30 protein-coding genes are annotated in these 24449 nt (G+C 73.1%); 17 read left to right on the top strand and 13 right to left on the bottom strand.

Annotated elements, in window-relative coordinates:
• Nucleotides 1-90: 90 nt before the first annotated feature.
• The 4 genes from ACFRAC_RS23600 (at nt 91) to ACFRAC_RS23585 (ending at nt 3375) form a co-directional block, all read left to right on the top strand.
• Complete coding sequence (locus tag ACFRAC_RS23600) at nt 91-1455, top strand: MFS transporter (RefSeq protein ID WP_382926935.1); 1365 nt, start codon at nt 91-93, stop codon at nt 1453-1455.
• 43 nt (nt 1456-1498) lie between these two features.
• Nucleotides 1499-1987, top strand: a complete 489-nt coding sequence (locus ACFRAC_RS23595) for a diadenosine tetraphosphate hydrolase (protein WP_382926932.1) — start codon at nt 1499-1501, stop codon at nt 1985-1987.
• A gap of 93 nt (nt 1988-2080) precedes the next feature.
• Complete coding sequence (locus ACFRAC_RS23590; RefSeq protein WP_382926929.1) at nt 2081-2770, top strand: GAF and ANTAR domain-containing protein; 690 nt, start codon at nt 2081-2083, stop codon at nt 2768-2770.
• A 110-nt stretch (nt 2771-2880) separates the two neighbouring features.
• Nucleotides 2881-3375 (top strand): peptidylprolyl isomerase, encoded by a 495-nt coding sequence (locus tag ACFRAC_RS23585; RefSeq protein WP_382926927.1) that lies wholly within the window; start codon nt 2881-2883, stop codon nt 3373-3375.
• A gap of 62 nt (nt 3376-3437) precedes the next feature.
• Here the strand turns inward: ACFRAC_RS23585 and ACFRAC_RS23580 are convergent, their stop codons facing one another.
• From ACFRAC_RS23580 to ACFRAC_RS23565, 4 genes are all read right to left on the bottom strand, one after another.
• Nucleotides 3438-3869, bottom strand: a complete 432-nt coding sequence (locus ACFRAC_RS23580) for a hypothetical protein (RefSeq protein ID WP_382926925.1) — start codon at nt 3867-3869, stop codon at nt 3438-3440.
• A 213-nt stretch (nt 3870-4082) separates the two neighbouring features.
• Nucleotides 4083-4373 (bottom strand): DUF3040 domain-containing protein, encoded by a 291-nt coding sequence (locus tag ACFRAC_RS23575; protein ID WP_382926923.1) that lies wholly within the window; start codon nt 4371-4373, stop codon nt 4083-4085.
• Nucleotides 4374-4640: 267 nt separating this feature from the next.
• Nucleotides 4641-5885: a cation:proton antiporter gene (locus ACFRAC_RS23570; protein ID WP_382926920.1), complete on the bottom strand. Its 1245-nt coding sequence runs from the start codon at nt 5883-5885 to the stop codon at nt 4641-4643.
• A 3-nt stretch (nt 5886-5888) separates the two neighbouring features.
• A complete protein-coding gene (locus ACFRAC_RS23565) occupies nt 5889-6359 on the bottom strand; it encodes a cation:proton antiporter regulatory subunit (protein ID WP_382926917.1) in 471 nt (156 codons plus the stop codon).
• A gap of 272 nt (nt 6360-6631) precedes the next feature.
• On the opposite strand from ACFRAC_RS23565, the gene ACFRAC_RS23560 reads away from it, so the two are divergent.
• The 3 genes from ACFRAC_RS23560 (at nt 6632) to ACFRAC_RS23550 (ending at nt 8821) form a co-directional block, all read left to right on the top strand.
• Nucleotides 6632-7603, top strand: coding sequence for a HAMP domain-containing sensor histidine kinase (locus ACFRAC_RS23560; RefSeq protein ID WP_382926913.1), 972 nt, complete (start codon nt 6632-6634; stop codon nt 7601-7603).
• Nucleotides 7600-8259: a response regulator gene (locus ACFRAC_RS23555; RefSeq protein ID WP_382926911.1), complete on the top strand. Its 660-nt coding sequence runs from the start codon at nt 7600-7602 to the stop codon at nt 8257-8259. Before ACFRAC_RS23560 ends, ACFRAC_RS23555 begins: the two co-directional genes overlap by 4 nt.
• Before the next feature lie 106 nt (nt 8260-8365).
• Complete coding sequence (locus ACFRAC_RS23550) at nt 8366-8821, top strand: MarR family winged helix-turn-helix transcriptional regulator (protein ID WP_382926908.1); 456 nt, start codon at nt 8366-8368, stop codon at nt 8819-8821.
• Between the two features lie 21 nt (nt 8822-8842).
• On the opposite strand, the gene ACFRAC_RS23545 is transcribed toward ACFRAC_RS23550, so the two are convergent.
• From ACFRAC_RS23545 to ACFRAC_RS23520, 6 genes are all read right to left on the bottom strand, one after another.
• Nucleotides 8843-10570, bottom strand: a complete 1728-nt coding sequence (locus ACFRAC_RS23545; protein WP_382926905.1) for a PP2C family protein-serine/threonine phosphatase — start codon at nt 10568-10570, stop codon at nt 8843-8845.
• Complete coding sequence (locus tag ACFRAC_RS23540) at nt 10567-11640, bottom strand: SpoIIE family protein phosphatase (RefSeq protein ID WP_382926903.1); 1074 nt, start codon at nt 11638-11640, stop codon at nt 10567-10569. Before ACFRAC_RS23540 ends, ACFRAC_RS23545 begins: the two co-directional genes overlap by 4 nt.
• On the bottom strand, nt 11640-12083 hold the full coding sequence (locus ACFRAC_RS23535; protein ID WP_382926901.1) for an anti-sigma regulatory factor: 444 nt from the start codon (nt 12081-12083) through the stop codon (nt 11640-11642). The genes ACFRAC_RS23540 and ACFRAC_RS23535 overlap by 1 nt, the downstream gene beginning before the upstream one ends.
• Nucleotides 12080-12502, bottom strand: coding sequence for an STAS domain-containing protein (locus ACFRAC_RS23530; protein ID WP_382926898.1), 423 nt, complete (start codon nt 12500-12502; stop codon nt 12080-12082). The genes ACFRAC_RS23535 and ACFRAC_RS23530 overlap by 4 nt, the downstream gene beginning before the upstream one ends.
• A complete protein-coding gene (locus tag ACFRAC_RS23525; protein ID WP_382926895.1) occupies nt 12499-13398 on the bottom strand; it encodes an STAS domain-containing protein in 900 nt (299 codons plus the stop codon). Before ACFRAC_RS23525 ends, ACFRAC_RS23530 begins: the two co-directional genes overlap by 4 nt.
• Before the next feature lie 62 nt (nt 13399-13460).
• Nucleotides 13461-14633, bottom strand: a complete 1173-nt coding sequence (locus ACFRAC_RS23520; protein ID WP_382926893.1) for a PP2C family protein-serine/threonine phosphatase — start codon at nt 14631-14633, stop codon at nt 13461-13463.
• Between the two features lie 201 nt (nt 14634-14834).
• Between ACFRAC_RS23520 and ACFRAC_RS23515 the strand changes: the two genes are divergently transcribed.
• Entirely contained in the window at nt 14835-15269 is a 435-nt protein-coding gene (locus tag ACFRAC_RS23515; RefSeq protein ID WP_382927197.1) for a MarR family transcriptional regulator, read from the top strand.
• 214 nt (nt 15270-15483) lie between these two features.
• On the opposite strand, the gene ACFRAC_RS23510 is transcribed toward ACFRAC_RS23515, so the two are convergent.
• Entirely contained in the window at nt 15484-15882 is a 399-nt protein-coding gene (locus ACFRAC_RS23510; RefSeq protein ID WP_382926890.1) for an STAS domain-containing protein, read from the bottom strand.
• 420 nt (nt 15883-16302) lie between these two features.
• Here ACFRAC_RS23510 and ACFRAC_RS23505 point away from each other — a divergent pair, with 420 nt between their 5' ends.
• Complete coding sequence (locus ACFRAC_RS23505) at nt 16303-16767, top strand: ATP-binding protein (protein ID WP_382926887.1); 465 nt, start codon at nt 16303-16305, stop codon at nt 16765-16767.
• A gap of 80 nt (nt 16768-16847) precedes the next feature.
• Here ACFRAC_RS23505 and ACFRAC_RS23500 read toward each other — a convergent pair whose 3' ends face one another.
• Nucleotides 16848-17720: an RNA polymerase sigma factor SigF gene (locus ACFRAC_RS23500; RefSeq protein ID WP_382926884.1), complete on the bottom strand. Its 873-nt coding sequence runs from the start codon at nt 17718-17720 to the stop codon at nt 16848-16850.
• 370 nt (nt 17721-18090) lie between these two features.
• On the opposite strand from ACFRAC_RS23500, the gene ACFRAC_RS23495 reads away from it, so the two are divergent.
• From ACFRAC_RS23495 to ACFRAC_RS23480, 4 genes are all read left to right on the top strand, one after another.
• Entirely contained in the window at nt 18091-18951 is an 861-nt protein-coding gene (locus ACFRAC_RS23495) for a SigB/SigF/SigG family RNA polymerase sigma factor (RefSeq protein WP_382926882.1), read from the top strand.
• A gap of 53 nt (nt 18952-19004) precedes the next feature.
• A complete protein-coding gene (locus ACFRAC_RS23490) occupies nt 19005-19244 on the top strand; it encodes a DUF5133 domain-containing protein (protein ID WP_382926880.1) in 240 nt (79 codons plus the stop codon).
• A gap of 46 nt (nt 19245-19290) precedes the next feature.
• Complete coding sequence (locus tag ACFRAC_RS23485) at nt 19291-19662, top strand: PRC-barrel domain containing protein (protein WP_382926877.1); 372 nt, start codon at nt 19291-19293, stop codon at nt 19660-19662.
• Between the two features lie 147 nt (nt 19663-19809).
• Nucleotides 19810-20235: an ATP-binding protein gene (locus tag ACFRAC_RS23480; RefSeq protein WP_382926875.1), complete on the top strand. Its 426-nt coding sequence runs from the start codon at nt 19810-19812 to the stop codon at nt 20233-20235.
• Between the two features lie 53 nt (nt 20236-20288).
• Here the strand turns inward: ACFRAC_RS23480 and ACFRAC_RS23475 are convergent, their stop codons facing one another.
• Nucleotides 20289-20729 (bottom strand): ATP-binding protein, encoded by a 441-nt coding sequence (locus tag ACFRAC_RS23475; protein ID WP_382926872.1) that lies wholly within the window; start codon nt 20727-20729, stop codon nt 20289-20291.
• Nucleotides 20730-21401: 672 nt separating this feature from the next.
• On the opposite strand from ACFRAC_RS23475, the gene ACFRAC_RS23470 reads away from it, so the two are divergent.
• The 4 genes from ACFRAC_RS23470 to ACFRAC_RS23455 all read left to right on the top strand — a co-directional run bounded on the left by ACFRAC_RS23470 (nt 21402) and on the right by ACFRAC_RS23455 (nt 24358).
• Nucleotides 21402-21797: a molybdopterin-binding protein gene (locus tag ACFRAC_RS23470; RefSeq protein ID WP_382926870.1), complete on the top strand. Its 396-nt coding sequence runs from the start codon at nt 21402-21404 to the stop codon at nt 21795-21797.
• Nucleotides 21798-22009: 212 nt separating this feature from the next.
• Complete coding sequence (modB, locus tag ACFRAC_RS23465; protein WP_382927193.1) at nt 22010-22792, top strand: molybdate ABC transporter permease subunit; 783 nt, start codon at nt 22010-22012, stop codon at nt 22790-22792.
• The gene (locus tag ACFRAC_RS23460; protein ID WP_382926867.1) at nt 22789-23868 is read left to right on the top strand and encodes an ABC transporter ATP-binding protein; all 1080 of its coding nucleotides are present in this window, start codon (nt 22789-22791) and stop codon (nt 23866-23868) included. Before modB ends, ACFRAC_RS23460 begins: the two co-directional genes overlap by 4 nt.
• Nucleotides 23869-23944: 76 nt before the next feature.
• The gene (locus tag ACFRAC_RS23455) at nt 23945-24358 is read left to right on the top strand and encodes a cytidine deaminase (protein ID WP_382926864.1); all 414 of its coding nucleotides are present in this window, start codon (nt 23945-23947) and stop codon (nt 24356-24358) included.
• Nucleotides 24359-24449 lie beyond the last annotated feature (91 nt).

The following is a 24449-nucleotide window of genomic DNA, read 5'->3' as shown; positions in this document are numbered from 1 at the left end:
CCGTACGGCCCAGCAGATCCGCCGTGCAGACCAGACGGCGCCTACTGTGGCGATCCACGTGATCTCGCCGCGACCGGAGGAGAAATGACCGTGGCCCAGGCACGGCCGGGGGGCGAACGGCGGGGCTGGGCACCGCTGCTGGCCGTGTGCGCCGGCTACTTCATGGTGATCCTGGACGTGACCGTCATCAACGTCGCCGTCCCCGTCATCGGCCGCGACCTCTCCGCCTCGCTCACCGGCGTCCAGTGGGTCACCGACGGCTACACGCTCGTCCTCGCCGGGTTCCTGCTGACCGGCGGCGCGCTGGGCGACCGGCTGGGCAACCGCCGTGTCTTCTGCGCCGGGGTGGCCGTGTTCACCGCCGCCTCCGCCGCCTGCGCGCTCGCGCCGGACGTGTCGTTCCTGGTCGCCGCCCGCCTCGTGGAGGGACTGGGCGCCGCCCTCATCGTCCCGGGCTCCCTCGCCCTGCTCCAGCAGGCGTATCCGGAACCGGCGGCCCGTTCGCGCGCCTTCGGGCTGTGGGGGTCGATGGCGGGCATCGCCGCCTCGGCCGGCCCGCTGCTCGGCGGAGCGCTCGTGTCCACCGTCGGCTGGCGCTGGGTCTTCCTCGTCAACCTCCCGGTCGGCGCGGCCTGTCTCGCGCTGACCCTGCGTCATGTGGCGCCCTCGCCCCGCCGGGCCGACCGCGCCCTGGACTGGCCCGCGCAGTGCGCGGTCGTGGCGGCCGTCGCCCTGCTGACCGCCTCGCTCAACGAGGCCGGGCGGCGCGGCTGGACCGACCCGGCCGTCCTCGCCGGCCTGGGCCTGGCCGTCCTGGCCGCCGTGGCGTTCGCCGTCCGCGAGCGGCTGGCCCGCTCCCCCGCTCTACCGCTGAGCCTGCTGCGGGCGCGGGAGGTGAGCGGCGGGGCCGCGATCGGCCTGCTGTTCAACTTCGCCTTCTACGGCATGGTCTTCACGGCGAGCCTGGAGTTCCAGCAGGAGCGCGGCTACAGCGCCTTCGAGACGGGGCTGGCGCTCTTCCCGGCGGTGGCGATGACCATGTTCGCCTCCGTTCTGTCCGGCCGGCTGGCCCGCCGTACCGGCGACCGGCCCCTGGTGGTCACCGGCATGGTCGTGGCCGCGCTCGGCCTCGCCGGGTGGGCGGCGGCGGGCCCCGACCCCGGCTACGCCCTCCTGGTCGCCCCGATGATGGCGGCGGGCTTCGGCACCTCGTTCGCCCTGACCGGCTCGACCACCACCGTCATGGGCGCCGTACCCGCCGGGTACGCGGGCACCGCCTCCGCGCTGTTCAACACCACCCGCCAGATCGGCAGCGCCACGGGCGTCGCCCTCGGCGGCAGCCTGCTCGCCTCGGCCGCCACCCCGTCGGCCGGTCTGCGCCTCAGCATGGCCGCCGGCGCCGCCGCCTACCTCACGGCCGCGGCGCTGGCGTGGCGGTGCGTGCCGAAGCGGTGACCGGCCCCGCCCCGCGGATCCGTGCACGTCACTCTCGCCGATCATGGACGACGCTTGGCGCGAGGACAGGATCGGCAGCGCGCTGCGGGGGCGGAACCCCACCGTGCCGCGCCGGCTGGACGCCGGGTTCGCGGTGATCGGGGACACGCAGTTCCTCCCCGGCTACTGCGTGCTCCTGTCGGACGACCCCACGGCCGGGCGGCTCTCCGACCTCCCGCGGGAGAGACGGCTGGCCTTCCTGTCCGGCATGGACCGGCTCGGCGAGGCCGTCGAACGCGCCTGCGGGCGGCTGGACCCGGGCTTCCGGCGGGTCAACCTGGAGATCCTGGGGAACACCGACTCCTTCCTGCACGCCCATGTGTGGCCCCGCTACGACTGGGAGCCGGCCGGCCTCGTCGGGATGCCGGTGTGGCTGTACCCGCGCCGCTGCTGGAGCGATCCGGCACACGCCCTCGGCCCGCGGCACGACCCCCTGCGCGAGGCGATCGGCGCGGAGCTCGACCGGCCGACGGACCCCGGGGCACCGCGCTGACCTGTGCCGACGGACGCCGTACGCGTGCGCGGCCCCGACGCGTGAAATGCTGGGAGACCGGCACAGCCGGGACCCCTAGAGGTGGAGGACGCGATGGACTGGGCTTGGTTCGCGCAGCAGATGGCGTCGATGGCACGCGATCTCCTGGCGCAGGAGTCGGTCGACGCGACCCTGGGACGGATCACACGCTCCGCCACCGAGCTGGTGGAGGGCTGCGACGCCGCGGGGATCCTGGTGCTGCGAGGCGACGCGGTGCAGACGCTGGCCGCCACCGACGACCTCGTCGTGGTCAGCGACCGGATCCAGGGGGAGCTGCGGGAGGGGCCCTGCTTCGACGCCGCGCGCTCCCGCACGGGCGAACGGGTCTACCGCATCCCCGATTTCACCGCGGACGCGGGGCGCTGGCCCCGCTACGCGCCCCGGGCCCAGGAGCTCGGGATCGGCAGCATGATGGGCTTCCTCCTCTACACCGAGGACGAGGATCTCGGCGCTCTCGATCTCTACTCCCGCAAGCCGGGCGCCTTCACCGAGGCGAGCGAGCTCGCCGGGTGGCTGCTCGCCTCCCACGCCGCGATCGCCTTCTCCAGCGCCCGCACCCACGCCCAGATGGAGGACGCCGTCGCCACCCGCCATGTGATCGGCGAGGCCATGGGCATCCTCATGGGCCGTCACGGGCTCGACGAGGCGGGCGCCTTCGACGTCCTGCGCCGCTTCTCGCAGGAGAACAACATCAAGCTCCGCGAGGTCGCCCGGCAGGTCTGTGAGAAGGGCGCCCTGACCTGAGCGGCGGGGACCTGTGCGCGGGTGCGGGCCGCACTCTAGACCACCGCCCCCTCGCCACGCCCGGGGGGCCGTGTTCGACCTGACTGAGCCGGGAGTGGAGAATCAGAACCATGAGCGAGAACGTGTTTTTCCAGATCTCGGCCGACGGCGAGGACCTCGGCCGCATCGTCTTCCGGCTCTTCGACGACGTCGTGCCGAAGACCGCGCGCAACTTCCGTGAGCTGGCGACCGGCCAGAACGGCTACGGCTACAAGGGCGCGCCCTTCCACCGGGTCATCCCCGAGTTCATGCTGCAGGGCGGCGACTTCACCAACGGCAACGGCACCGGCGGCAAGAGCATCTACGGCGAGAAGTTCGCCGACGAGAACTTCCAGCTGAAGCACGACCGTCCGTTCCTGCTGAGCATGGCGAACGCCGGACCGAACTCCAACGGTTCGCAGTTCTTCGTCACCACGGTCGCCACGCCGTGGCTGGACGGCAAGCACGTCGTCTTCGGCGAGGTCGTCGAGGGCGAGGACGTCGTCCAGGCGGTCGAGGCCCTGGGCAGCCGCTCGGGCGCGACGGCCAAGAAGATCCTCATCAAGGACTCCGGCACCGTCGACTGACGTACCGTCGACACGGCACGGCCCGGCGCGATGTCCACGCCGGGCCGTTCGCGTCGCCGGTGTCAGGCGTCGCCCGCGCCCTCGGGGGCGCCGCCCGAGGGCGTGACCAGCCGCCGGTACGCGGCGCGCGCGTGCCGCACCCGGGCCAGGACCGTGCCCACGAGCGCGGCGGTGAGCAGGCACGCGAGCCAGAACGTGTCACGGGACCCGGTCCAGGTCAGCGTGCCCTCGGGCGGCACGCCGAAGGCGTTGAGGAACAGCCAGCACAGGACGGCCGTCCCGGGGGCCGCGCTGAAGCGGGCGCCCAGCCCCAGGAACGCGGCCAGCAGCGACAGCGCGGTCAGCGCCAGGAAGGGCCGGTCCGGGCCGACGACGGCGTTGACGAGTGCCACGAGGACCAGTGCCCCGCCGAACGCCCCGGCCCACACCAGACGGGTCGGCACGGGCCGCGGAACGGGCTTCGCGCCCTTGCCGAGGGACACCCATTCGATCACTGCGGTGCTTCCTTCCGGTCCACCCCCGCCGCCCGGCGAGAGGAGATCGTCCCGGTCGCCACGGCGCATGACACTGAACCGTGATTGTCTCACTGGTCCCTGTACGGCCTCCGCGGCCGATTCCGGGGTCGCTCGTAGGGTGGCACCGGCGGGGCGCCGGGGAAACAGCCGTTCCGGCCAGTCGCCGGGCCCTCCCCGGCCATGTCCCGCGGATCAGCGGGGCGCACGCCCGCGGCGCTGCCCGGTGCGGGTGCGCTGGGGGTCGCAGCGCTCCACGGCGACACCGGCGAGCACCAGTCCGGCCGCGATGACCAGCCCGTCGGCCACGGCGATGCCGGTGCCGAGGGTGGTGAGGCCGGCCGCCAGCAGCCACCAGGCGCGGGTGCGGCGGTACTCCTGGGGGCGGGCGGGGCGGCCCGCGCGGAACCGCCGGACGAAGCGGGGGTCGTCCCGCAGGAGTCGGGTCTCCAGCGCGACCAGGCGGTCGTCGTCGGACGAGGGCATGGCTCCTCCTTCCCGGAGCGCGTCGCCGCGCCTGGAGCCGTTCCGATCGAGGGGGGTACCGACAGTCGAACCCGCGCGGTCGCGCCCCCGCCATCGGTCCCCGCACCCATGTTTCCCGGGGCGCGACACCCACAAGCGCGGGACGCGGGACCTGCACGAACCCCTCGCACACACGGCCCGGGCGGCGGACCCGGCGGGGGTGACCCACCGGAGCCGCCGCCCGGGCCGTTCATCGGTCGCGCACCGGCGGCCGTCGCCGCGGAGGGCTCACGCCGATCCGGCCGGACCGCTCTGGACCGCCTGCGCGGACTCCTCGGGGAGCCGTTCCTCCGCGGGAGGCGGCGTGGAGCCGCCCCGCCGGCGGGCGAACCAGCCCGCGGCCGGCTCGGTGTAACGGGCGGTCAGCGGACCCACGACGACCAGGATGAGGACGTAGGCCGTGGCCAGCGGGCCGAGCGAGGGCTCGATGCCGGCGGTGACGGCGAGTCCGGCGATGACGATGGAGAACTCGCCGCGGGCGACCAGCGTGCCACCGGCCCGCCAGCGGCCCTTGGGGCCCACTCCGGCGCGCTTCGCGGCCCAGTGGCCCGTGGCGATCTTCGTGGCGGTCGTGACGACGGCCAGCGCGAGGGCCGGCAGCAGCACGGGCGGGATGCTCGCCGGGTCGGTGTGCAGTCCGAAGAAGACGAAGAACACCGCGGCGAACAGGTCCCGCAGCGGCGCGAGCAGGTTGTGCGCGCCCTCGGCGACCTCACCGGACAGGGCGATGCCGACGAGGAAGGCGCCGACGGCCGCGGAGACCTGGAGCTGCTGGGCGATCCCGGCGACCAGCAGCGTCAGGCCGAGCACCACCAGGAGCAGCTTCTCGGGGTCGTCGCTGGAGACGAAGCGCGAGATGTGCCGTCCGTAGCGCACGGCCAGGACGAGGACGAGCCCGGCCACGCCGAGCGCGATGGCGAGCGTCAGGCTGCCCGCCGCGATCCCGGCACCGGCCAGCAGGGCGGTGAGGATCGGCAGGTAGACGGCCATGGACAGGTCTTCGAGGACGAGGATGCTGAGGATGACCGGGGTCTCGCGGTTGCCGAGCCGGCCCAGGTCGCCGAGAACCTTCGCGATGACGCCCGACGACGAGATCCAGGTGACGCCGGCCAGGACGACGGCGGCGACCGGGCCCCAGCCCAGCAGCAGCGCCATGGCGGCGCCGGGCAGGGCGTTCAGGGTGGCGTCGACGAGACCCGCCGGGTACTGCGTCTTGAGGTTGGAGACGAGGTCGGTGGCCGTGTACTCCAGGCCGAGCATGAGCAGCAGCAGGATGACGCCGATCTCGGCGCCGATCGCCACGAACTCCTCACTGGTGCCGAGCGGGAGCAGCCCGCCCTCGCCGAAGGCGAGACCGGCCAGCAGGTAGAGGGGGATCGGCGAGAACTGCAGGCGTCCGGCCAGCCGGCCGAGCAGTCCCAGGCCGAGGATGATCGCACCGAACTCGATCAGGAAGATGGCGGAGGAGTGCATCGATCACTCCCGTCCGAGTATCGCGGCGGCCGCCTCCACGCCCTCGCGGGTGCCGATGACGATCAGGATGTCTCCCCCGGCCAGCCGGAAGTCCGGCGTCGGCGAGGGGATCGCCTGGGCGCGCCGCAGGACGGCGACGAGGGAGGCCCCGGTCTCGGTGCGCATCCTCGTGTCGCCGAGGACGCGCCCGTTCCAGTACGAGGTGGTGGACAGCTCGATGCGTTCGGCCACCAGTCCCAGGTCGGTCGTGGACAGCAGGTTCGGGCTGTGGTGGGAGGGGGCCAGCGCGTCGATCAGCGAGGTGGTCTCCGGTTCGGTCAGGTGCAGCGACTGGGCGCACGCGTCGGGGTCGTCGGCCCGGTAGACGTTCACCGTCCGGGTGCCGTCCCGGTGGGCGATCACCGACAGATGGCGGTGCTCCCGTGTGGTGAGGTCGTACTGGACACCGATCCCCGGCAAGGGCGTGGTGCTCATCCGCGGAGCAGGCACAACCCCTCCCCTCCATGGTTGTTCGCGACTGTGCTGCCGGCACGGCTCCTCGGCCCGGTGGCCCGCCGTGCGGTGCTCATCGTGCCAGGTGCCCGCGAGCTGGGCATATGGGTGTCAGCACGGATGGACGGAGGGTGGCGGCGGCGGTGAGAATGCGTGCGGGGCAGTGGGCCCCCGCACGGGCCGGGCCCCTGAGGGGGTCGTCCGGCGGCCACGGGAGACAGTGGAGGTGGGCATCGGCGGGAAGGGCGGCGATCATGACGTTGTACTGGCGGATCTTCCTTCTCAACGCGGCGGTGCTGCTCGCCGCGGTGCTACTGCTCCTGGGGCCGGTCACCGTGTCCACCCCGGTGCTGTTCGGGGAGGCGCTGGTCCTGCTGACGGGACTCGCCGTGATGCTGGTCGCCAACGCCGTCCTGCTGCGCTTCGGGCTCGCCCCGCTGGCCCGGCTGACCCGGGCCATGGCCACCGCCGACCTGCTGCGCCCCGGCAGCCGTACGAACGTCACCGGGCCCGGTGAGATGGCCGAGCTGACCAAGACGTTCAACGCGATGCTCGTCCGTCTGGAGGCGGAGCGGGCCACCAGCACCGGCCGGGTGCTGTCCGCGCAGGAGGCCGAGCGGCACCGCCTCGCGCAGGAGCTCCACGACGAGGTGGGCCAGACCCTCACCGCGGTCCTGCTCCAGCTCAAGCACGCGGCCGACCGGGCGCCCGAGACGGTCCGCGCCGATCTGCGCCAGGCGCAGGAGACCACCCGCGCGGGCCTGGAGGAGATCCGCCGCATCGCCCGCCGGCTGCGGCCCGGCGTCCTGGAGGAGCTGGGGCTGCACAGCGCCCTGCGGGCCCTGGCGAACGAGTTCACCACCTCGCTGCTGAGCGCCACGACGCACATCGCGCCCGGTGTGCCCGCCCTGGACCCGGCGACCGAGCTCGTCCTGTACCGCGTCGCGCAGGAGGGGCTCACCAACACCGCGCGGCATGCCCGTGCCACCCGGGTCGAGGTGCATCTGCGGCCCGAGGCCGACGGCCGGGTGACCCTGCTGGTCCGCGACGACGGCCGCGGGATCGGATCGGCCCCGGAGGGCGCCGGCCTCAGCGGCATGCGGGAGCGCGCCCTGCTCGTCGGCGCCGAGCTCACCGTCGGCCCCGGCCCGCGCGGCGGGACCGAGATCCGCCTGCGCGTCGACGGCAGTCCGTCCGTCCCCCGCCCCCAGGAGAACGCACGATGACCGCACCCGCCCGCATCCTGCTCGCCGACGACCACGCCCTGGTGCGTCGTGGAGTGCGGCTGATCCTCGACGCCGAGCCCGACCTGACCGTGGTGGCCGAGGCCGCCGACGGCGCGGAGGCCGTCGAGCGGGCCCGGGACCTGGGCGAGGACGTCGACCTGGCCATCCTCGACATCGCCATGCCCCGGCAGACCGGGCTGCAGGCGGCGCGCGAGCTGTCCCGCGTCCAGCCCGGCCTGCGCACGCTGATGCTGACGATGTACGACAACGAGCAGTACTTCTTCGAAGCGCTGAAGGCGGGCGCCTCCGGATACGTCCCGAAGTCCGTCGCCGACCGGGACCTGGTGGAGGCGTGCCGCGCGGCACTGCGGGACGAGCCGTTCATCTATCCGGGTGCCGAGTCCGCGCTGATCCGCACGTATCTGGACCGCATCCGTTCCGGTGACCGGCTGCCGGCCCGCCCGATCACGGAGCGTGAGGAGGAGATCCTCAAGCTCGTCGCCGAGGGGCACTCCTCGAAGGAGATCGCCCGGCTCCTGGTGATCAGCGTCAAGACCGTGGAGCGGCACCGGGCCAACCTGCTGCAGAAGCTGGGACTGCGGGACCGTCTGGAGCTGACGCGCTACGCCATCCGCGTCGGCCTCATCGAGCCGTAGGGCGGGTCCGCGCCACGAAACGTGTTCGTCCTGTGCACAGCCGTGTACTCTCCCCCGCTTCGGGTACGCCCCTTTGCACTGATGAAGTCCAGCAGGATGACGGACCATGCCCCGCGAACAGGATTCCCCGCCCCCCTCCGGCGCGGTCGGACGCGAGACCGTCGAGGCCGTGGAGGGACTGGTGTCGTTGTGGTTCTCGGCGGTCGCGGACGTGAAGCCGCGGCTGTCGCCACGTCAGGTCCGGGCGCTGAGAGCCGTGCGTTGCCGGCCCGAGCTGAACGTGACCGCGCTGGCCGGGTATCTGCGCGTCGGCCTGCCCACCGCCAGCCGGTTGTGCGACCGGCTGGAGGCCGCCGGGCTGCTGCGGCGCTGTGTGCAGCCGGACAACCGACGTGAGGTGCGGCTGGAGACCACCGCCCAGGGCGACCGGTTCCTGGCGGAGCTCACCCGGGTGCTGTCGGTGCGTCTGGCGGCCGCGTTCGACGGCGTGGCGGCCCCTCAACGGGTGCGGCTCGAAGGGATGCTGCGCTCGCTGGACCACGGCGGCTTCGACACGGCGTAGCGGCGACCGGCGCGCGGAGGGTCAGGCCGGCTGTTCGTCACCGTGCACGTGGCACAGCAGCAGGCAGACGTCGTCGTCGTGTTCGGAGTCGTTCAGCAGCGGGGGCAGCAGCCGGTCGGCGGACCCTTCGAGGTCCTGGCCGAGTTCGTCCGCGCGGAACGTGGCCAGTGCCTCGGTGAGCCGCCGGATGCCGGGGTCTATGCCCTGGGCGCGGCGCTCCACCAGTCCGTCGGTGTAGAGCGCGAGCGTCGAGCCGGGCGGCAGCGGCGCCGTGTGGTCGGCGATGCGCTGCTGCAGGGGGATGCCGAGCATCGCGCCCGGTTTGGCGTCCAGGGTCAGCACCTCGCCGTCGGGGGCGCGCAGCACCGGCGGCGGGTGGCCGGCGGCGGCCCAGGTGAAGGTGTCGTCGTGCGGGTGGAAGCGGGCGATGACGGCGGTGGCGTACAGGTCCATGCGCAGGCGGTGCAGGAACTCGTGCAGGCGGGTGAGGAGTTGGCCGGGGCTGCTGCCGTCGACAGCGTAGGCGCGCAGGGCGGTGCGCAGCTGACTCATCATCACCGCGGCGTGCAGCCCGTGTCCGGTGACGTCCCCGACGACGGTGATGAGGCTGCCGTCGGGCTGGAAGAAGGCGTCGTACCAGTCGCCGCCGATGTTCAGGCCGCGGGTGGCGGGCAGGTAGCGGGCCGCCAGGCTCAGGCCGGGTGTCGTGGGCAGGTCGGTGAGCAGGGCGCGCTGGAGGGTCTCGGCGATGTCCCGGTTGTGCTCGAACCGCCGGGCGTTCTCCAGGGCGATGCTGGCGCGGCGGGTCAGCTCGATGAGCATGACGGCGTCGTCGGCGTCCCAGCCCTCGTCGGGGGCGGTCAGGGTGAGGACGCCCTGCGGGGACCGGCGGGTCAGCAGGGGGATGCAGAGCAGGGGCCGGTCCGGGTCGAGCGCGGAGGGCGGCTGGTCGTCCACGCCGGGCAGGCCACCCGGGTGGTCCGCGGCGTACTGGGGGCGCTCCCGGCGGGCGGCGACGACCGCGGCCGCGGGGTGGGGGGCGCACTCGCGGGCGGTCTCCGAGCCGTCGAACAGCCAGATGTCGACCGCGCGGGCGTAGCGCGGGACCAGCAGGGCGGGCAGCAGCCCCACGATGGCCTCGTGGTTCAGGGACGCCGTCAGGGCGGCGCTGGCGTCGGCGAGGAAGGTCAGCCGGCCGCGGGCCGCCTCGGCCTCCCTGCGGGCCTTCTGCTCGGCGTCGAAGAGGCGGCGCTGCGCCTGGTTGGCGGCGTCGAGTTCGGCGTGCAGGGCGAGGACGCCCTGGTTGGTCTGGTGCAGTTCCTCCCGGTGGAAGGCGACGAGCGCCTCCTGCTCGTCGAGCCGTTCGAGCAGCAGGGCGGCGTCCTCGTCCGAGCCGAACAGGGCCTCGGCCAGGGTGGCCGGGTCGTCGGCGTCGTGGTCGCCGCCGGGGAGGTCCACCTCCTCGGCGCTGGAGATCGCCATGCGCCAGGGCCGGCGGCGGTCCTGCGGGCGGCGCCCCTCGGGCTCCACCTCGATGACGAACTCGCCGCCACCGGGCATCGGGGTCGCCGTCACGCCGACCCGCCAGGTGCCGCCCTTGGTGAGGCACTGCCGCAGGTGCGCGGTGAACGCCGAGACCAGCCGGACGCGTTCGACCGTGCTCACCCCGCACCTGGCCGCCAGCCGCGCCGCGGCGATACGGGCTCGCGCGGCCTCGGTGACGGTGCGGACGGACCAGGTTCGGATCATGAGGAGCGGTCCGGGAGGCTGGGACTGAGTACGGCGACGGCGGTGTCGTCGCGCACCGGCCGGGCGGAGCTGCTGGCGTCCCGCAGGATCGAGGCGGCGATGACGGCGGGGTCGAGCAGGGGCATCCCACCGGTGGTGGGGCCGGGGTTCCAGCGGCTCGGCAGGCCGTCGGAGTGCAGGACGAGGAGGCTGTCGGGCGTCCACGGCTCCTGGTGCTGGTGCAGATGCCCGGGGAGGTGGGCGCCGACTATGCCGGGACGCGAGATCAGTCCGTGCCAGTCGTCGCCGCGACGCAGCCGGGCTCCCGCATTTCCCACCCCGGCAAAATACAACTGCCCAGCGGTGACGTCGAGTTGGGCCACGGCGACGGCCGCGCCCCGGGTGTCGCGCAGCGCGGCGTGCAGCCGCCGCAGCAGCTCGGCCGGCGGGAGGTGGGCCGCCTCGTGCAGGGCGTGCACCGCCGCCGAGGAGGCACGGGCGGCCTGAGGGCCGTGACCGAGCCCGTCGGCGAGCATCAGCGTGACGCGGTCGGCGGTGCGCACACAGGTCCACGCGTCGCCGGAGAACTCGCCGCCGGCCAGCGGGACGTTGACGCCGCCGACCCGCACCGGGACCGGCGGTGGGTAGGGACCGCTACCCGGCCGGGCGGAGCGGTGACCGATCCTGGCCATGGCGACGGTCCCCCGGCCGGGCACGCTGTGCAGGCCGAAACCGTCGGAGGTGCGCCGGCAGGTGCCGAGGCCGGCGCCGAGGGAGTCCCTCGTCGAGAAGCCGTCCCGCAGGGCCGTCTCCATGTCGGCGATGCCGGGGCCGTGGTCGACGGCCACGATCTGCACCAGCCGGAGGTCGTCGTCGCCGTAGGCCGGCGCGGGCGGGCCGACGAGGTCGAGCAGGACGCGTCCGCCGCCCGCGTGCTTGAGGAGGTTGGTCGCCAGTTCGGTGGCCACGAGTTCCGCGGCCGCAAGCCGGTCCTCGGGCAGCCGGGCGCGCCCAGCCGCGTCCCGGGCCGCGACGCGGACGTCGCGGACCCGGGTCGAGTCGTGCACCGGCACCTCCCAGACGCGCGGCATCACGAGCCTTCGCGTGGCCGGGGCGGCGCGGCCACCCACGACGTCACCGTCACGGTGGTGCCGTAGCCGCGGGTGCTGTCGATGGAGAACTCGTGGACCAGGCGCCGGGCGCCGCCCAGCCCCATGCCCAGTCCCTCGCCGGAGGTGTACCCGTCGGAGAGTGCCTGGTCGAGGTCCGCGATGCCGGGGCCCTGGTCGCTGAACACGAGGCGCAGTCCCCGTACGTCGCCGTTGGTGACCTCCGCGCACTCCATCCGGCCGCCGCCGCCGTGGACGAGGGCGTTGCGTGCCAGCTCGCTGGCCGCGGTGACCAGCTTGGTCTGCTCGACCAGGCTGAACCCGAGCGCGGCGGTCAGCTGCCGCACATGCTGCCGCGCCCGGACCAGGTCCAGATCCGAGGTCAGGGGCAGACGGGCGGAGACACTTCCGGTGCTGTGGGTCACGGCCGCTCCCGGCGGGCGCCGGCGGGACGGGGCAGCTCCGCCACCCCGGCTCCGAGCAGGTTCATGGCCTCCTCGGTGTTCAGGGCGGTGCGCAGCCCCGGCAGGGTGAGCCCGAGTTCCACCAGGGTGATGGCGACGGCCGGGCGCATCCCGGAGACGACGGTCTGCGCGGCCAGCAGCCGGGTCATCGCCGCGATGTCGCTGAGCACGCGGCCCATGAAGGAGTCGACGATCTCGACGCCCGAGAGGTCGATGACGACGCCGGTGACCGCGCTGTCGGACACGGTCCGGCCGATGTCCTGCCGGAGCCTTTCGGCCGCGGTGTCGTAAAGGTCCCCCTGGAGCGTGACCAGAAGGACCCCGCCGAGCCGCAGGACGGGCACGAATCCGTCGGGTGGTGGGGCGGCGGGGCCGGTCACCGTGGCTCCGGGGCGGGGCCGCCGGACAGCACGATGTGCGCCCCCTGCTGCTGGAGGGCGTGGGCCAGGGCGTCCGCGAGGCTGGCGCGGGTCAGGATCGAGCTCAGGTCGATCCCGAGGTGGACGATGGTCTGCGCGATGGCCGGCCGGATGCCGGAGACGATGCACTCGGCCCCCATCAGGCGGGCCGCCGCGACGGTCTTCATCAGGTGCTGGGCCACCAGCGAGTCCACGGTGGGCACGCCGGTGATGTCCAGGATCGCGATGCGCGCGTGCTGCTCGACGATGGCGTCCAGCAGGGTCTCCATGACGACCTGGCTGCGCGCGCTGTCGAGCGTGCCGATGAGCGGGACGGCGACGATGCCCTCCCACAGCTTGATGACGGGCGTGGCGATCTCCAGCATCTCCAGCCGCTGCCGGTTGATGAGGTCCTGACCCGCGACGGTCGCCGTCTCCAGCATGACCAGCCGGAGGGTGCCCATCAGCACCGCGAGGACGGTGGTGCACTCGCGGACGTGGTCGGCGGGCGCGCCGGAGAGCTCGTCGAGCAGGAGGTCGGTGACGGGCGGGCGCAGCGCCTCCATCTCCGCCGAGATCTGCCCCATGCTGGCGCCGGCCCGCGCGCGCGCCTGCGAGGTGCGCGCGAGCTGCTCCCGGACCACGGCGAAGCCGTCGGCCTCCAGGTCCTCGACGCGTCCGGACGTGGCCACCGCGGCCAGGGCCTCCACGACCGCGCGGCCGGCCTCCACCGCCTCGTCACGGGAGACGGTGAACACGGTGCGGAACACCGCGGCGTCGGCCCAGCGCTGGGCGATCTGCTCCCGCCGCGACCGCAGGAAGGCACCCACCTCCTGCTTGGGATCCGTCCTGTCCTCTGCCGTGTGCTGTTCCGGCACGAAGTTTTCCTCCTAGTTCGTTGATCGCTGCCCCGACCCTACGGGGAAGCCGGTCCGCCCGGTCAGGGCGCCTCGAGCGGCCCGAACCAGTCGAGGCACACCACGAGGGCGTCGTCGGTGGGGTCGGGCGTGCCGCGGTGGCCGGCCATCTCCCGCAGGACGGCCCGTGGCACCTCGGCGGCGGGCAGCAGGCTGGTGGACACGATGGCGCGGGCCAGGGCGCGCTCGCCGTACTCCTCCCCACCGGGGGCCGCGACGGCGTACACGCCGTCGCTGGCGAAGACGAGCCGGTCACCGGGGACGAGGTCGACCTCGTGGGCGACGTAGTCCGTCTCCTCGAACATGCCGAGCGGCAGCTGGGCCTCCAGGTCGACGGGGGTGACGGTGCGGCCGCGCAGCCGCATCATCCGCGGGGACCCGGCGTCGACGACCCGCAGCCGTCCGGTGCGCAGTTCGAGTTCGACCAGCAGCACGGAGAGGTACGCCTCACCCCGGTACTGGGCGAAGAGGGCCTGGTCGGCGAGGGCGGCCTGGTCCTCGATGGAGAGGCCGGCCCGCCGTGCGTTGCGCAGGGCGTTGATGCCGAGGTTGGTCAGCAGGGACGCCTCGATGCCCTCGCCCATGCCGTTGGTGACGTAGAGCATCAGCCGGTCGGCGTCGGCGGACCAGTCGAAGTTGTCGCCGTAGATGGCGTAGGCCGGCTCCAGCTGGGCACCCAGCGCGTACTGGGGCCCACCGCAGGACCGTCCGGGGAGGAGCTGCCATTGCATCTCGGCAGCGAGGGTGAGCCGGTCGGCGCGCCGGGCCCGCAGATACAGGTCGGTGTCCCGGTCGGCGACGACGATCTCGTGCCCGAGCACCTCTGCGATGTCGGTGAGCTCGTCCAGGGCCTTCGCGGCGTGGTCGGCGGAGGGCAGCGTGAGGGTGAGAACGCCGAGCCGGTCGCCGCGCACGGTCACCGGAAGGTGCAGGTGCACCTCGTCGCCGGTGAGCTCCTCGACGAACGGCTCCTGCGAGCCGAAGCAGCGTCCGGCGCTGTTGCCGCGGGCCGGGACGGAGTCGCCGCGGCCTTCGGCCGTGCGGACGGCCTGGAGCGTGACGAGGGCGTAGTCGGCCAGGTACAGCTCGACGGACGTCGCACCGTACTCGGCGCACAGCACGTCGCGGACCGCGTCCACGAGCCGGTGCGGGGCCGCGGTGCGCAGCGCCCGCTCGACTGCCACGAATCTGTTCACGATGTCGGATCGGCCATCCTCGTCATGGTGACGGCACCGGGCCCCCACGTCACCGTGGGGACCGCCGCCGGTCCCTCTTGTCTGTATCTATCGTTCTGCACGTATTGCCCGAAGCACCGGGCTGACAGCATCCGCCAAGCCTGAAAGAGTGGGGTCGTGACTTCCTCCTACGCGCGTCCGCAGCCGGACGAGGTGGCACACATGACCTCCGAGGCCGCCGAGTTGCTGGAGGTCCTGTGGGGCCGCGCTTCGACGGCTCCGGTGTCGGCCTCCCAGATCCGGGTGCTGTTCATTCTGGAGCACAGCGACGGCATCAACCTGCGTATGCTCGCGGAGGCGCTCGGCTCCACCCCGCCGTCGACGAGCCGGCTGTGCGACCGGCTGCAGGCGGTGGGCTTCGTCGAGCGCGAGACCAGCACCGCCAGCCGCAGGGAGCTGCGGCTGCATCTGAGCCGGCGCGGGCGCGCCTTCCTGGCGGAGCTGCGGGCACGGCGCGAGGCCGCCCTGCAGTCCGTCCTGGAGCAGATGCCCGTCGCCAAGCGGAACGCGCTGCTGGAGGGCCTGGAGGCCTTCTGCCTGGCGGCGTCCGCCGAGATCCATGACAGCGACGAGGCGTCCGACGCCCGCAGCGCCTGACGCCCGGCCCCGTCCGGTCAGGGGGCGTGGGCAGGACGGGGTCCGCGCCGCCGGACAGCGGCGCGGACCGTCGTTGCTGAACGGCACGTCCCACACCCCTCCCGCGCTATGACTCGCTCACTCTGTTGCCTCATGGCCATAGTTGTCAAACGGCAACTGTTGTGCCTGCGGGTGCGGGGACGCCCGGCCGGGCCGTCCCGATGAGAGGCCGTGCTCAGTCCTCGGCCGAGGGCTTCGGGACCCCCGAGCCGCCGGAGTCCGCCACGGCCAACGCCTCCTCCACGCTCTCCACGACAGGGACGGTGATGCTGACCCCGGTGAGATCCATGATCCGCCGGACCGCGGGAGTCGGGGAGATCACATACACGCCACCGGGGATCTCGCGCACCTCCTGGTAGGCCCGCAGCACGATGTTCATGCCGGACGAGTCCATGAAGGGCACCCCGGCGATGTCGAGCAGGAAGTGGCGGCGGCCGTGGTGGAGCTGGTTGGCCAGATGGTGCTGCAACTCGGTGGCCGTATCCATGTCCAGGTCGCCCTCCACCGTCAGCAGCACGGCGTCCTCTCTGGGCACTTCCACCTTGATCGACAAGGGATTATGGGCAACGGACACAAATACCTCCCACAGGCTTTGGCGATCGGAACGGGTGCCCCGACCGGCCGATTCGATGCATCGCGGAGCGCGGGACGTCGGAACCGTCCCCGGCCCGGTCGTCGGCGGTTCCGAGGTGCGGCGTCCGCGATCCGACCGTGGCGCACGGTCGGACCTGACGTCGACGCGTTCCGCACGGCCGTCTACCCCCGAATGTGCCCGGTACACCGAGCGGATCCGAGACGCTCCGGAGCAGGTCACCCAGATGGATGGCCCCCGCATACAGGACGGCGGCGAGCCGGTTTGACCCGCGGTCGTCTGGTCACGCGAAAGGGGAGGGAACGTCACAGATCGTGGAGGAGGAAGGGGATCGGACCGCCCCGTCCGGCACGGACGCCGCGCGGCTGCTCCGCCTTCCGCCTCCGGTCAGGGAGCGACAGGATGAGTCAGGAACAAGGAGCCGGTGCCCCCGCCGGCCCGGCCGGCGGCTGCGCGCACCAGGGGCCGCGCAGCCCCGCCGAGGCGCGCGGAGTCGTACGGCGCGCCCTCGCCGGGTGGCCGTCCGGCCAGGGGATCCCGTACACACCCGACACGCTGTCGGACGCGCTGCTCGTCGCCTCGGAGCTGACGACCAACGCGATGCTGCACGGCGGCGGGGTCACCGACTTCGACGTCGAGATAGTCGGCCAGAACCTCCATCTCTCCGTGTGCGACCGGGAGAGGCGGCGGCCGGTGACGCTGGACACCGTCGACCGCCGCGGCCGGCATCGCTGCGGAGGCCGCGGCTGGCCGATCGTGTGCCGGCTGGCCTGCGAGGTGGAAGTGGCGGACCTGCCGGCCGGCGGCAAACGCGTCACGGCGGTGATCCCCCTGCTGGGGTCCTACCCCCACCCGGGCGGTGCCTGACCCCGCACATACGGGTGGGCCGCCGGCCTCACGGCCACGGCCCACCCGCGGTGCTTCTTATGACGTCCCTCGACCCGTGGTCAGGCGACCCCGGGCTCGAGGAGTCCGACACGCAGCCGCTTGATGATGCGGCTGATGAGGCGCGAGACGTGCATCTGCGAGACGCCGATCTGCTCGGCGATCTGCGACTGGGTCAGCTCCTCCACGAACCGCAGGTGGATGATCCTGCGCTCGCGCTCGTCCAGTCCTGCGATGAGCGGAGCGAGCGAATGGAAGTCCTCCACCAGCTCCAGCGACGGGTCCTCCTCGCCGAGGAGGTCCGCCAGCACCGACTCGCCGCTCTCCGCGTCACCGGAGATGGCGGCGTCCAGCGATGCCGACTGGTAGCAGTTGGAGGCCTTGCGGGCCTCGATGACCTCTTCCTCCGACAGCGACATCAGCTCGGAGAGCTCACGCGTGGTCGGCGTCCGGCCGAGCCGGGAGCTGAGCTCCTCGGTGGCCTTGGCCAGCTCCACACGCGCTTCCTGAAGACGGCGCGGCACATGGACCGCCCAGCTGGTGTCACGGAAGAAACGCTTGATCTCACCGACGATGTACGGCACGGCGAACGTCGTGAACTCGACCTCGCGAGAGATCTCGAACCGGTCGATCGCCTTGATCAGTCCGATCGTGCCGACCTGGACGATGTCCTCCAGCGAGTCCCCGCGGGCACGGAAGCGCGAGGCCGCGTACCGCACGAGGGACAGGTTCATCTCGATCAGGGTGTTGCGTACGTACTGGTATTCGTGCGTGCCCTCTTCCAGCATGACCAGTCGGTCGAAGAACTGCCGCGACAGCTCGCGTGCGTCCTGGGGCTTCACCCGCGACGGGTCCTCGATCAGCGGCAGCGCCGCCTCCGTCGCGTCCGTCTCCTGTGCCGTGGCCGTTGCCTGCGCCACCGTCACGGCTGCCATGCCGCCCTCCCGATGCCGGAACCTGTTGTCGTACCCCCGCATGCCCCCGATCCCCCGGGTCAATCCCGAAGAAGTCGAAGAACTTCGAGGAACTTCCGAACAGAGTCACTTCCCGCGGGAAGCCCCGTCCGGACGCGTCCACCATAAGCCCGCCCCGCCCGCCCGGACCCCACCGGTCCGGGCGGGCGGAATTCCCTCCTCTTCTTATGCGTGTGCGTTGTTTGCACCACAAGAGCCGGGGCATGCGGGATTTCGTGCTTCGGACCAGAGGCGCGCCGGTGCGAACGACGTGAGCCGCTCCGGGGCCCGCGTGCCCCGTGCACCGTTTCCACACGCACATCCCTGAGAACGCCGTTCAGGAGCTGTCTCTATGCTGGTTGAAACGTCCGCACATGGTTCCGACCTCCCTGCCCGCACCCGTGTGTCCGGCGGACGCGTCCACGACGACGCCCCCGACACGGCGAGCAACTTCGTCCGTCTGGCCGAGCTGCCGGACGGGCCCGAGCGCAACGCGCTCCGCGACGAACTGACCCGGGCCTGGCTGCCCATGGCCCACCGCATCGCCGGCCGCTTCCGCAACCGCGGGGAGTCGCTGGAGGACCTGCGCCAGGTCGCCGCGCTCGGCCTGGTCAAGGCGATCGACCGGTACGAGCCCGGCCGCGGCGCCTTCGAGAGCTACGCCGTCCCCACCATCACCGGTGAGATCAAGCGGCACTTCCGCGACCGCATGTGGGCGCTGCGGGTGCCGCGCCGCGTCCAGGAGCTGCGCAACAAGGTCCGGATCGCGCGCCGCGAGCTGACCGAGGCCGGCTCCGGGGGCACCGCCTCCGTCGCGGACATCGCCGCCCACACCGGGCTCACCGAGGACGAGGTCAACGCCGGCCTGGAGGCCCTGGAGAGCTACAGCACACTCTCCCTGGACGCCGAGATGTCCGCGAGCGAGGACGGCTTCAGCCTCGCCGACACAATCGGCGGCTGCGAGGAGGCGTACGACGTGGTCATCGACCGGGAGGCGGCGAAGGAGGGGCTGCGGCGGCTGCCGGAGCGCGAGCGGACGATCCTCTACATGCGGTTCTTCGAGGACATGACGCAGAGCCGCATAGCCGACCAGCTCGGGATCTCCCAGATGCACGTCTCCCGGCTGATCAGCCGGTGCTGCGCGAAGGTGCGGGCCGAGGTGCTCGACCAGGGCGCCCGCCCGCAGCGCCGTGGCGGAGGCCGGGCCGGATGAGGCCGGTCCTCCCCCTCCCCCGTACGACGACTTCATCCGAGGAGCGGACACGGATGCTGACGCCCCACCCGACGCTGCTGCGCCGGCTCGTCGAGGAGTACGAGGCGCTCATGGCGCAGAAGGCCTCCCGCGAGGTCCCCGGCCGCGGCGATGTGCGGGCCCAGGACCTGGCGTACACGCTGTGCGTCTCGACCGGGGCCCGTGAGGTGGGGCAGGCCCTGGAGACGGCACGGCACCTGCTCGCGGCGTCGGCGGTCGACGTCGCGGCGCGAGGCAAGGCGGCCGCCGTGTAGTCGGCGCGCCGGAACGGACTTGACGGTCACGAAGGAAGGGAGCGATGTGGGCACCGACGGAATCTGGTCCTACCCGCCCGGCATCGGACACCGAGAGGGCCTCGACCTCACCGGTTTCAGGGTCGAGGCGACCGACGGGATCATCGGGCATGTCGACCGGCAGGCCGACGACACCGTCCAGCGCCATCTGATCGTCGACACGGGCGCCTGGGTGTTCGGCCGGAGCGTGGTGATCCCCGCGGGTACGGTCACGGGCGTGGACGAGCGGGCGCGAACCGTCACGGTGGCGTGCACGCGCGCCGAGGCCAAGGAAGCTCCCCGGTTCGAGACGGACCGCGAGACCCGTGATCCGCGCTACCTGACCGCCGTCGGTGCCTATTACGCGGCTCTGTCCCATGCTTCGCAGGCATCGGGGTAGCGGGGTGATCATGTATGGGAACGGGACGAGGAGCACGGGACGCCCGTGTCCGAAGGCTGGTGACGTGACCACAGCCGCGAAGCGCCGGGTGCGCGCCCGGAGGGCCCAGCAGGTCAGGGGCCGGGCGCGCACCACAGGCGAACGATCGTGAGGCCGGCGGAGCACCGGCCGGCCGGGGACGTGCGTTTCCGGCCGGCCGAGGTCAACAGCGCGGCCTCGGCACGCAGCTTCGTGAAGTCGGTCATCGAGGAGCACGCGCGCACCTCCCCCGTGGACGAGCGCGCCGTCATGGATCTGATGCTGGTGGTGTCGGAGCTGGTGACCAATGCGATCCAGCACGGCGACGGCCTCGCCGGGTTCGAGGTGGCCGTGGAACGGGAGGGGCTGCGGCTGCGCGTGCACGACTACAGCGACACCGTGCCGTTCGCCGCCTACGGGCCGGGCACGCTGCCGCAGACGCACGAGGGCAGCGGGTACGGCTGGCCGCTGATCATCCGCCTGGCCCGGGACATCCGGATCGACCGCCGCCGTGAGGGAGGCAAGACCGTCAGTGTCCTGGCACCGCTGACGTGACCGTCCGTCCCGCTGCCGGGCGGCCCTCCTTCGGGACGGTCACGCGGCCCGGCTCACCAGGGCAGAAAAGCGTGGACGTCCTTGCCGTCCTCGCGCACCACCACGCTGACCTGGTCGCAGAGTGTGTGGATGAGATACCAGCCGATGCCTCCGCCCTTGCCCGTCCCGGGGTGGAAGGGGCGCGGCGCGGGGGGCGTGGTGCTGGTGTCGCCGAGCGTCACGTGGACGCCGTCGAAGGCCTTGCGCATGGTCAGCTCTATCGGACCCGGCGCGTACTGGATGGCGTTCGAGACCAGCTCGCTGACCACCAGCAGGACGTCGTCCCGGTACTCCGGGGTCGCCGGGGGCGAGGCCCGCGCGAGGTTCTTCAGGTACTCCTCCGCGCCCAGACGCGCACGCGTCACATCGCCGAACCCCCCGTCGAAGCGGGCCCCCCACTCCTGTGTCCGTTCCGTAGACGGCTTCTTGCCGCCGTCCTGCGATTCCGTCGCCATCACACCTTCTCCGGCCCCGTCCGCCGTTCGGCCGCGGTGACTTGTTTCTTGCTGCTTCCTCCGCTGCTGGTTCCCAGCGAGAGCTCGGATACGCGTCCCGAACCGCGTGCAGCCTGCCAGGTTCCCCGGCCACGGCGTGCTCACACAGGACACCGAGTGCCATCACCGGGCAACTCGGGCGGCGGGACGGCCTCCCCCACGGTGTAGATGTCCTTGACTTCACCTCGGTCACCGCGCGCCCCTCGGGGAACACCGCCCGCCAGTCGCCGATCACATGCGGCTCGTCGGTGCCCATGGCGCGGACGACCATCAGTCCCTCGCCGTAGGCGCGGTGCGCCTGGGGCGGGAGCGTGGGCCGGGTCCACTTGGGCCGGGCCTCCCAGATCTCGTCGGCGCCGCGGGCCGAGGGCTTGCGCAGCGCGTCGGGCAGCCAAAGGTGGGCGACGACGTCGTACCGGCCGCCCTTGCGGGTCTGGTCCAGCAGCGCCATGGCGTCCGGGATGGCCCGTCCGACCAGGGCGGCGGTGGCGGCCTCGACGTCACCGGAGTGCTGGTCCAGGGCGGCCGCGACGGCGGGGATCGGGTCGGGGGGCCTCGGCCGTCCGCGGCCGCCGGTGCCCGTCCGCCCGGTCCGACGGTGGAACACCCCGGTGGCTGACCTATCTTGGCGCCATGCAGGCATACACGATCGGGCAGGCGGCGCGGTTGCTGGGCGTCAGCCCGGACACCGCCCGGCGCTGGGCGGACGCGGGCAGGGTGGCCACCCATCGCGACGGGAGCGGCAAGCGGCTCATCGACGGCAAGGACCTGGCCGCCTTCTCCGTCGAGCTCGCCCGCGGCGGCACGGGTGAGGAGGCACCCTCCTCCACCTCGGTGCGCAACGCCTTCCCCGGGATCGTCACCGCGATCAAGCTGGGGGACGTGGCGGCCCAGGTGGAGATCCAGGCCGGACCGCACCGGCTGGTGTCGCTCCTGACCCGGGAGGCCGTGGAGGAGCTGGGTCTGGAAGTGGGCGTGGAGGCCACCGCACGGGTGAAGTCGACGAATGTCCATGTCGACCGCGCCTGAGCCCCGCGGCTGTTCCGTACGAACGCACATGCCAGGACGCCGGCCCTGGGTACCGGCTCATGCGAAGCGACAGGAGTCCGGCCCCTCGCATCTGCGTCAGTATGATCGGCGTACGCGTTCGTGACCGAGGAAGCGCACCCGCGGGAGTGGAGGAGGCCGACGTGGAGGAGGACACCTCCGGTCCCCGGGCCACCGCCCGGCGGCGCCGCCGGATGAGCCGCGGGGCTCCGCTGCCCCTGCTCGTGCCCGCGCTGATCGGTGTGGCGTTCCTCGTCCTGCCCCTGACCGCGCTGCTCGTACGGGCCCCTTGGCGGAGCATGCCCGAGCTGCTGACCAGCACCGAGGTGTGGCAGGCGCTGCGGCTGTCCCTGGTCTGCGCGACGGCGGCGACCGCGGTGAGCCTGGTCGTGGGCGTGCCGCTGGCCTGGCTGCTGGCACGGGTCGAGTTCCCCGGGCGGCGGCTGGTGCGGGCCCTGGTCACCCTGCCGCTCGTGCTGCCGCCCGTGGTCGGCGGTGTGGCGCTGCTGATGGCGCTCGGCCGCAACGGGGTGGTGGGGCGTCTGCTGGACGACTGGTTCGGGGTGACGCTGCCGTTCACCACGGCGGGGGTGGTGGTGGCCGAGGCGTTCGTGGCGATGCCGTTCCTCGTCATCAGTGTGGAGGGCACCCTGCGGGCCGCCGACCCCCGCTACGAGGAGGCCGCCGCCACCCTGGGCGCCTCCCGGTTCACCGCGTTCCGCCGGGTCACGCTGCCGCTGGTCGCGCCCGGCGTCGCGGCCGGCGCCGTCCTCGCCTGGGCGCGGGCACTCGGCGAGTTCGGGGCGACCATCACCTTCGCCGGCAACTTCCCCGGCCGGACCCAGACCATGCCGCTCGCCGTGTACCTGGCCCTCCAGAACGATCCGGAGGCGGCGATCGCCCTCAGCCTCGTCCTGCTCGCCGTGTCGGTCGCGGTGCTCGCCGGACTGCGTGACCGCTGGATGACCACCTCATGACCGGGACGGCGAACGACAGCGGGCCGGCACACCGCGACGAGGGCCTGGACGCCCATCTGGTCGTGGAGCGGGACGCCTTCCGCCTCGACGTGGCGCTGCGCGCCGCGCCCGGTGACGTGGTCGCCCTCCTCGGCCCGAACGGGGCCGGCAAGACGACCGCCCTGCGCGCGCTGGCCGGCCTGGTCCCGCTGTCCGCCGGCCATCTGCGGCTGGACGGCGCCGACCTCGCCCGTACGCCGCCCGAGGCCCGCCCCGTCGGGGTCGTCTTCCAGGACTATCTGCTCTTCCCGCATCTGTCCGCGCTGGACAACGTGGCGTTCGGGCCGCGCTGCCACCAGGTCCCCAAGGCCGCCGCCCGCGCGCAGGCCGCCGCCTGGCTGGAACGCATGGGGCTCGCCGAGCACGCCGCGAGCCGACCGCGCCGGCTGTCCGGCGGGCAGGCCCAGCGGGTCGCCCTCGCCCGCGCCCTGGCGACCCGTCCGCGGCTGCTCCTCCTCGACGAGCCGCTCGCCGCGCTCGACGCCCGCACCCGGCTCGACGTGCGGGCGCGGCTGCGCCACCACCTGGCGGACTTCGAGGCGGTCGCCGTCCTGGTCACCCACGATCCGCTGGACGCCATGGTGCTGGCCGACCATCTCGTCGTCGTCGAGGAGGGACGGGTCGTCCAGGAGGGCGGCCCGGCCGACATCGCGCGGCACCCGCGCAGCGACTACATCGCCCGGCTGGTCGGCCTCAACCTCTACCGGGGCGAGGCGGACGGGCACACGGTCCGGGTCGACGGCGGGCCGGTGGTCACGACCACGGAGGAGCTGACCGGCCCGGTCTTCGTCGCCTTCCCGCCCGGCGCGGTGACCCTGCACCGGGAGCGGCCCACCGGTTCCAGCGCCCGCAACCTGTGGCGCTGCGAGGTGGCCGGTCTGGAGACGCACGGCGACCAGATCCGCGCGGCGCTCTCCGGTGAAGTCCCGCTGGCCGCCGACCTGACGACGATCGCCGCCGCCGAACTCGACCTGCGGCCCGGCGCGACGGTGTGGGCGACCGTCAAGGCGACCCAGACCCACGCCTACCCCGCCTGAGGCACGTCGGCCGCCCCGTCCCCCGTTCGCACGGGCCACGGGTGACAATGGGCCTCCCCGCACGGAAGCAGAGGACATGACCGCCGAGGACTCCCGCGTCGACCGCGAACTGGTCGAGGCCGCCGGCCGCGTCGCCCGCAGCGCGTGCCGGGGCGACAACCACACGGTGGCGGCCGCCGCCCGCGCCCGGGACGGCCGGATCGTCACGGGCGTCAACGCCTACCATTTCACGGGCGGTCCGTGCGCCGAACTGGTCGTCATCGGCGCGGCCGCCGCGCAGGGCGCCTACGAGCTGGACACGATCGTCGCCGTGGGCGACCGCGACCGCGGTGTCATCCCGCCCTGCGGGCGCTGCCGCCAGGTCCTGTTCGACTACTTCCCGTCCCTCCACGTCGTCGTCGGCTCCGGGGAGGGCCTGCGGGCCGTGCCCGTCCGGGAGTTGCTGCCCGCGACCTACGTCTGGGCGGACCACCAGCTCGACGCCGGCTAGGGCGTGTTTCGAAAGTCCCGTCTGGTCCGCGACGCCTGGTACGGCGCCTCGCCGCGTTGTCGGGGTCGTCCGCGTACGCCCAGTACGCGGA

This window comes from Streptomyces sp. NPDC056628, from assembly GCF_042792555.1.
Classification (GTDB): domain Bacteria; phylum Actinomycetota; class Actinomycetes; order Streptomycetales; family Streptomycetaceae; genus Streptomyces.
Note: the sequence above shows the minus strand (reverse complement) of the source record. Positions and strands in the feature narration are given on the sequence as shown.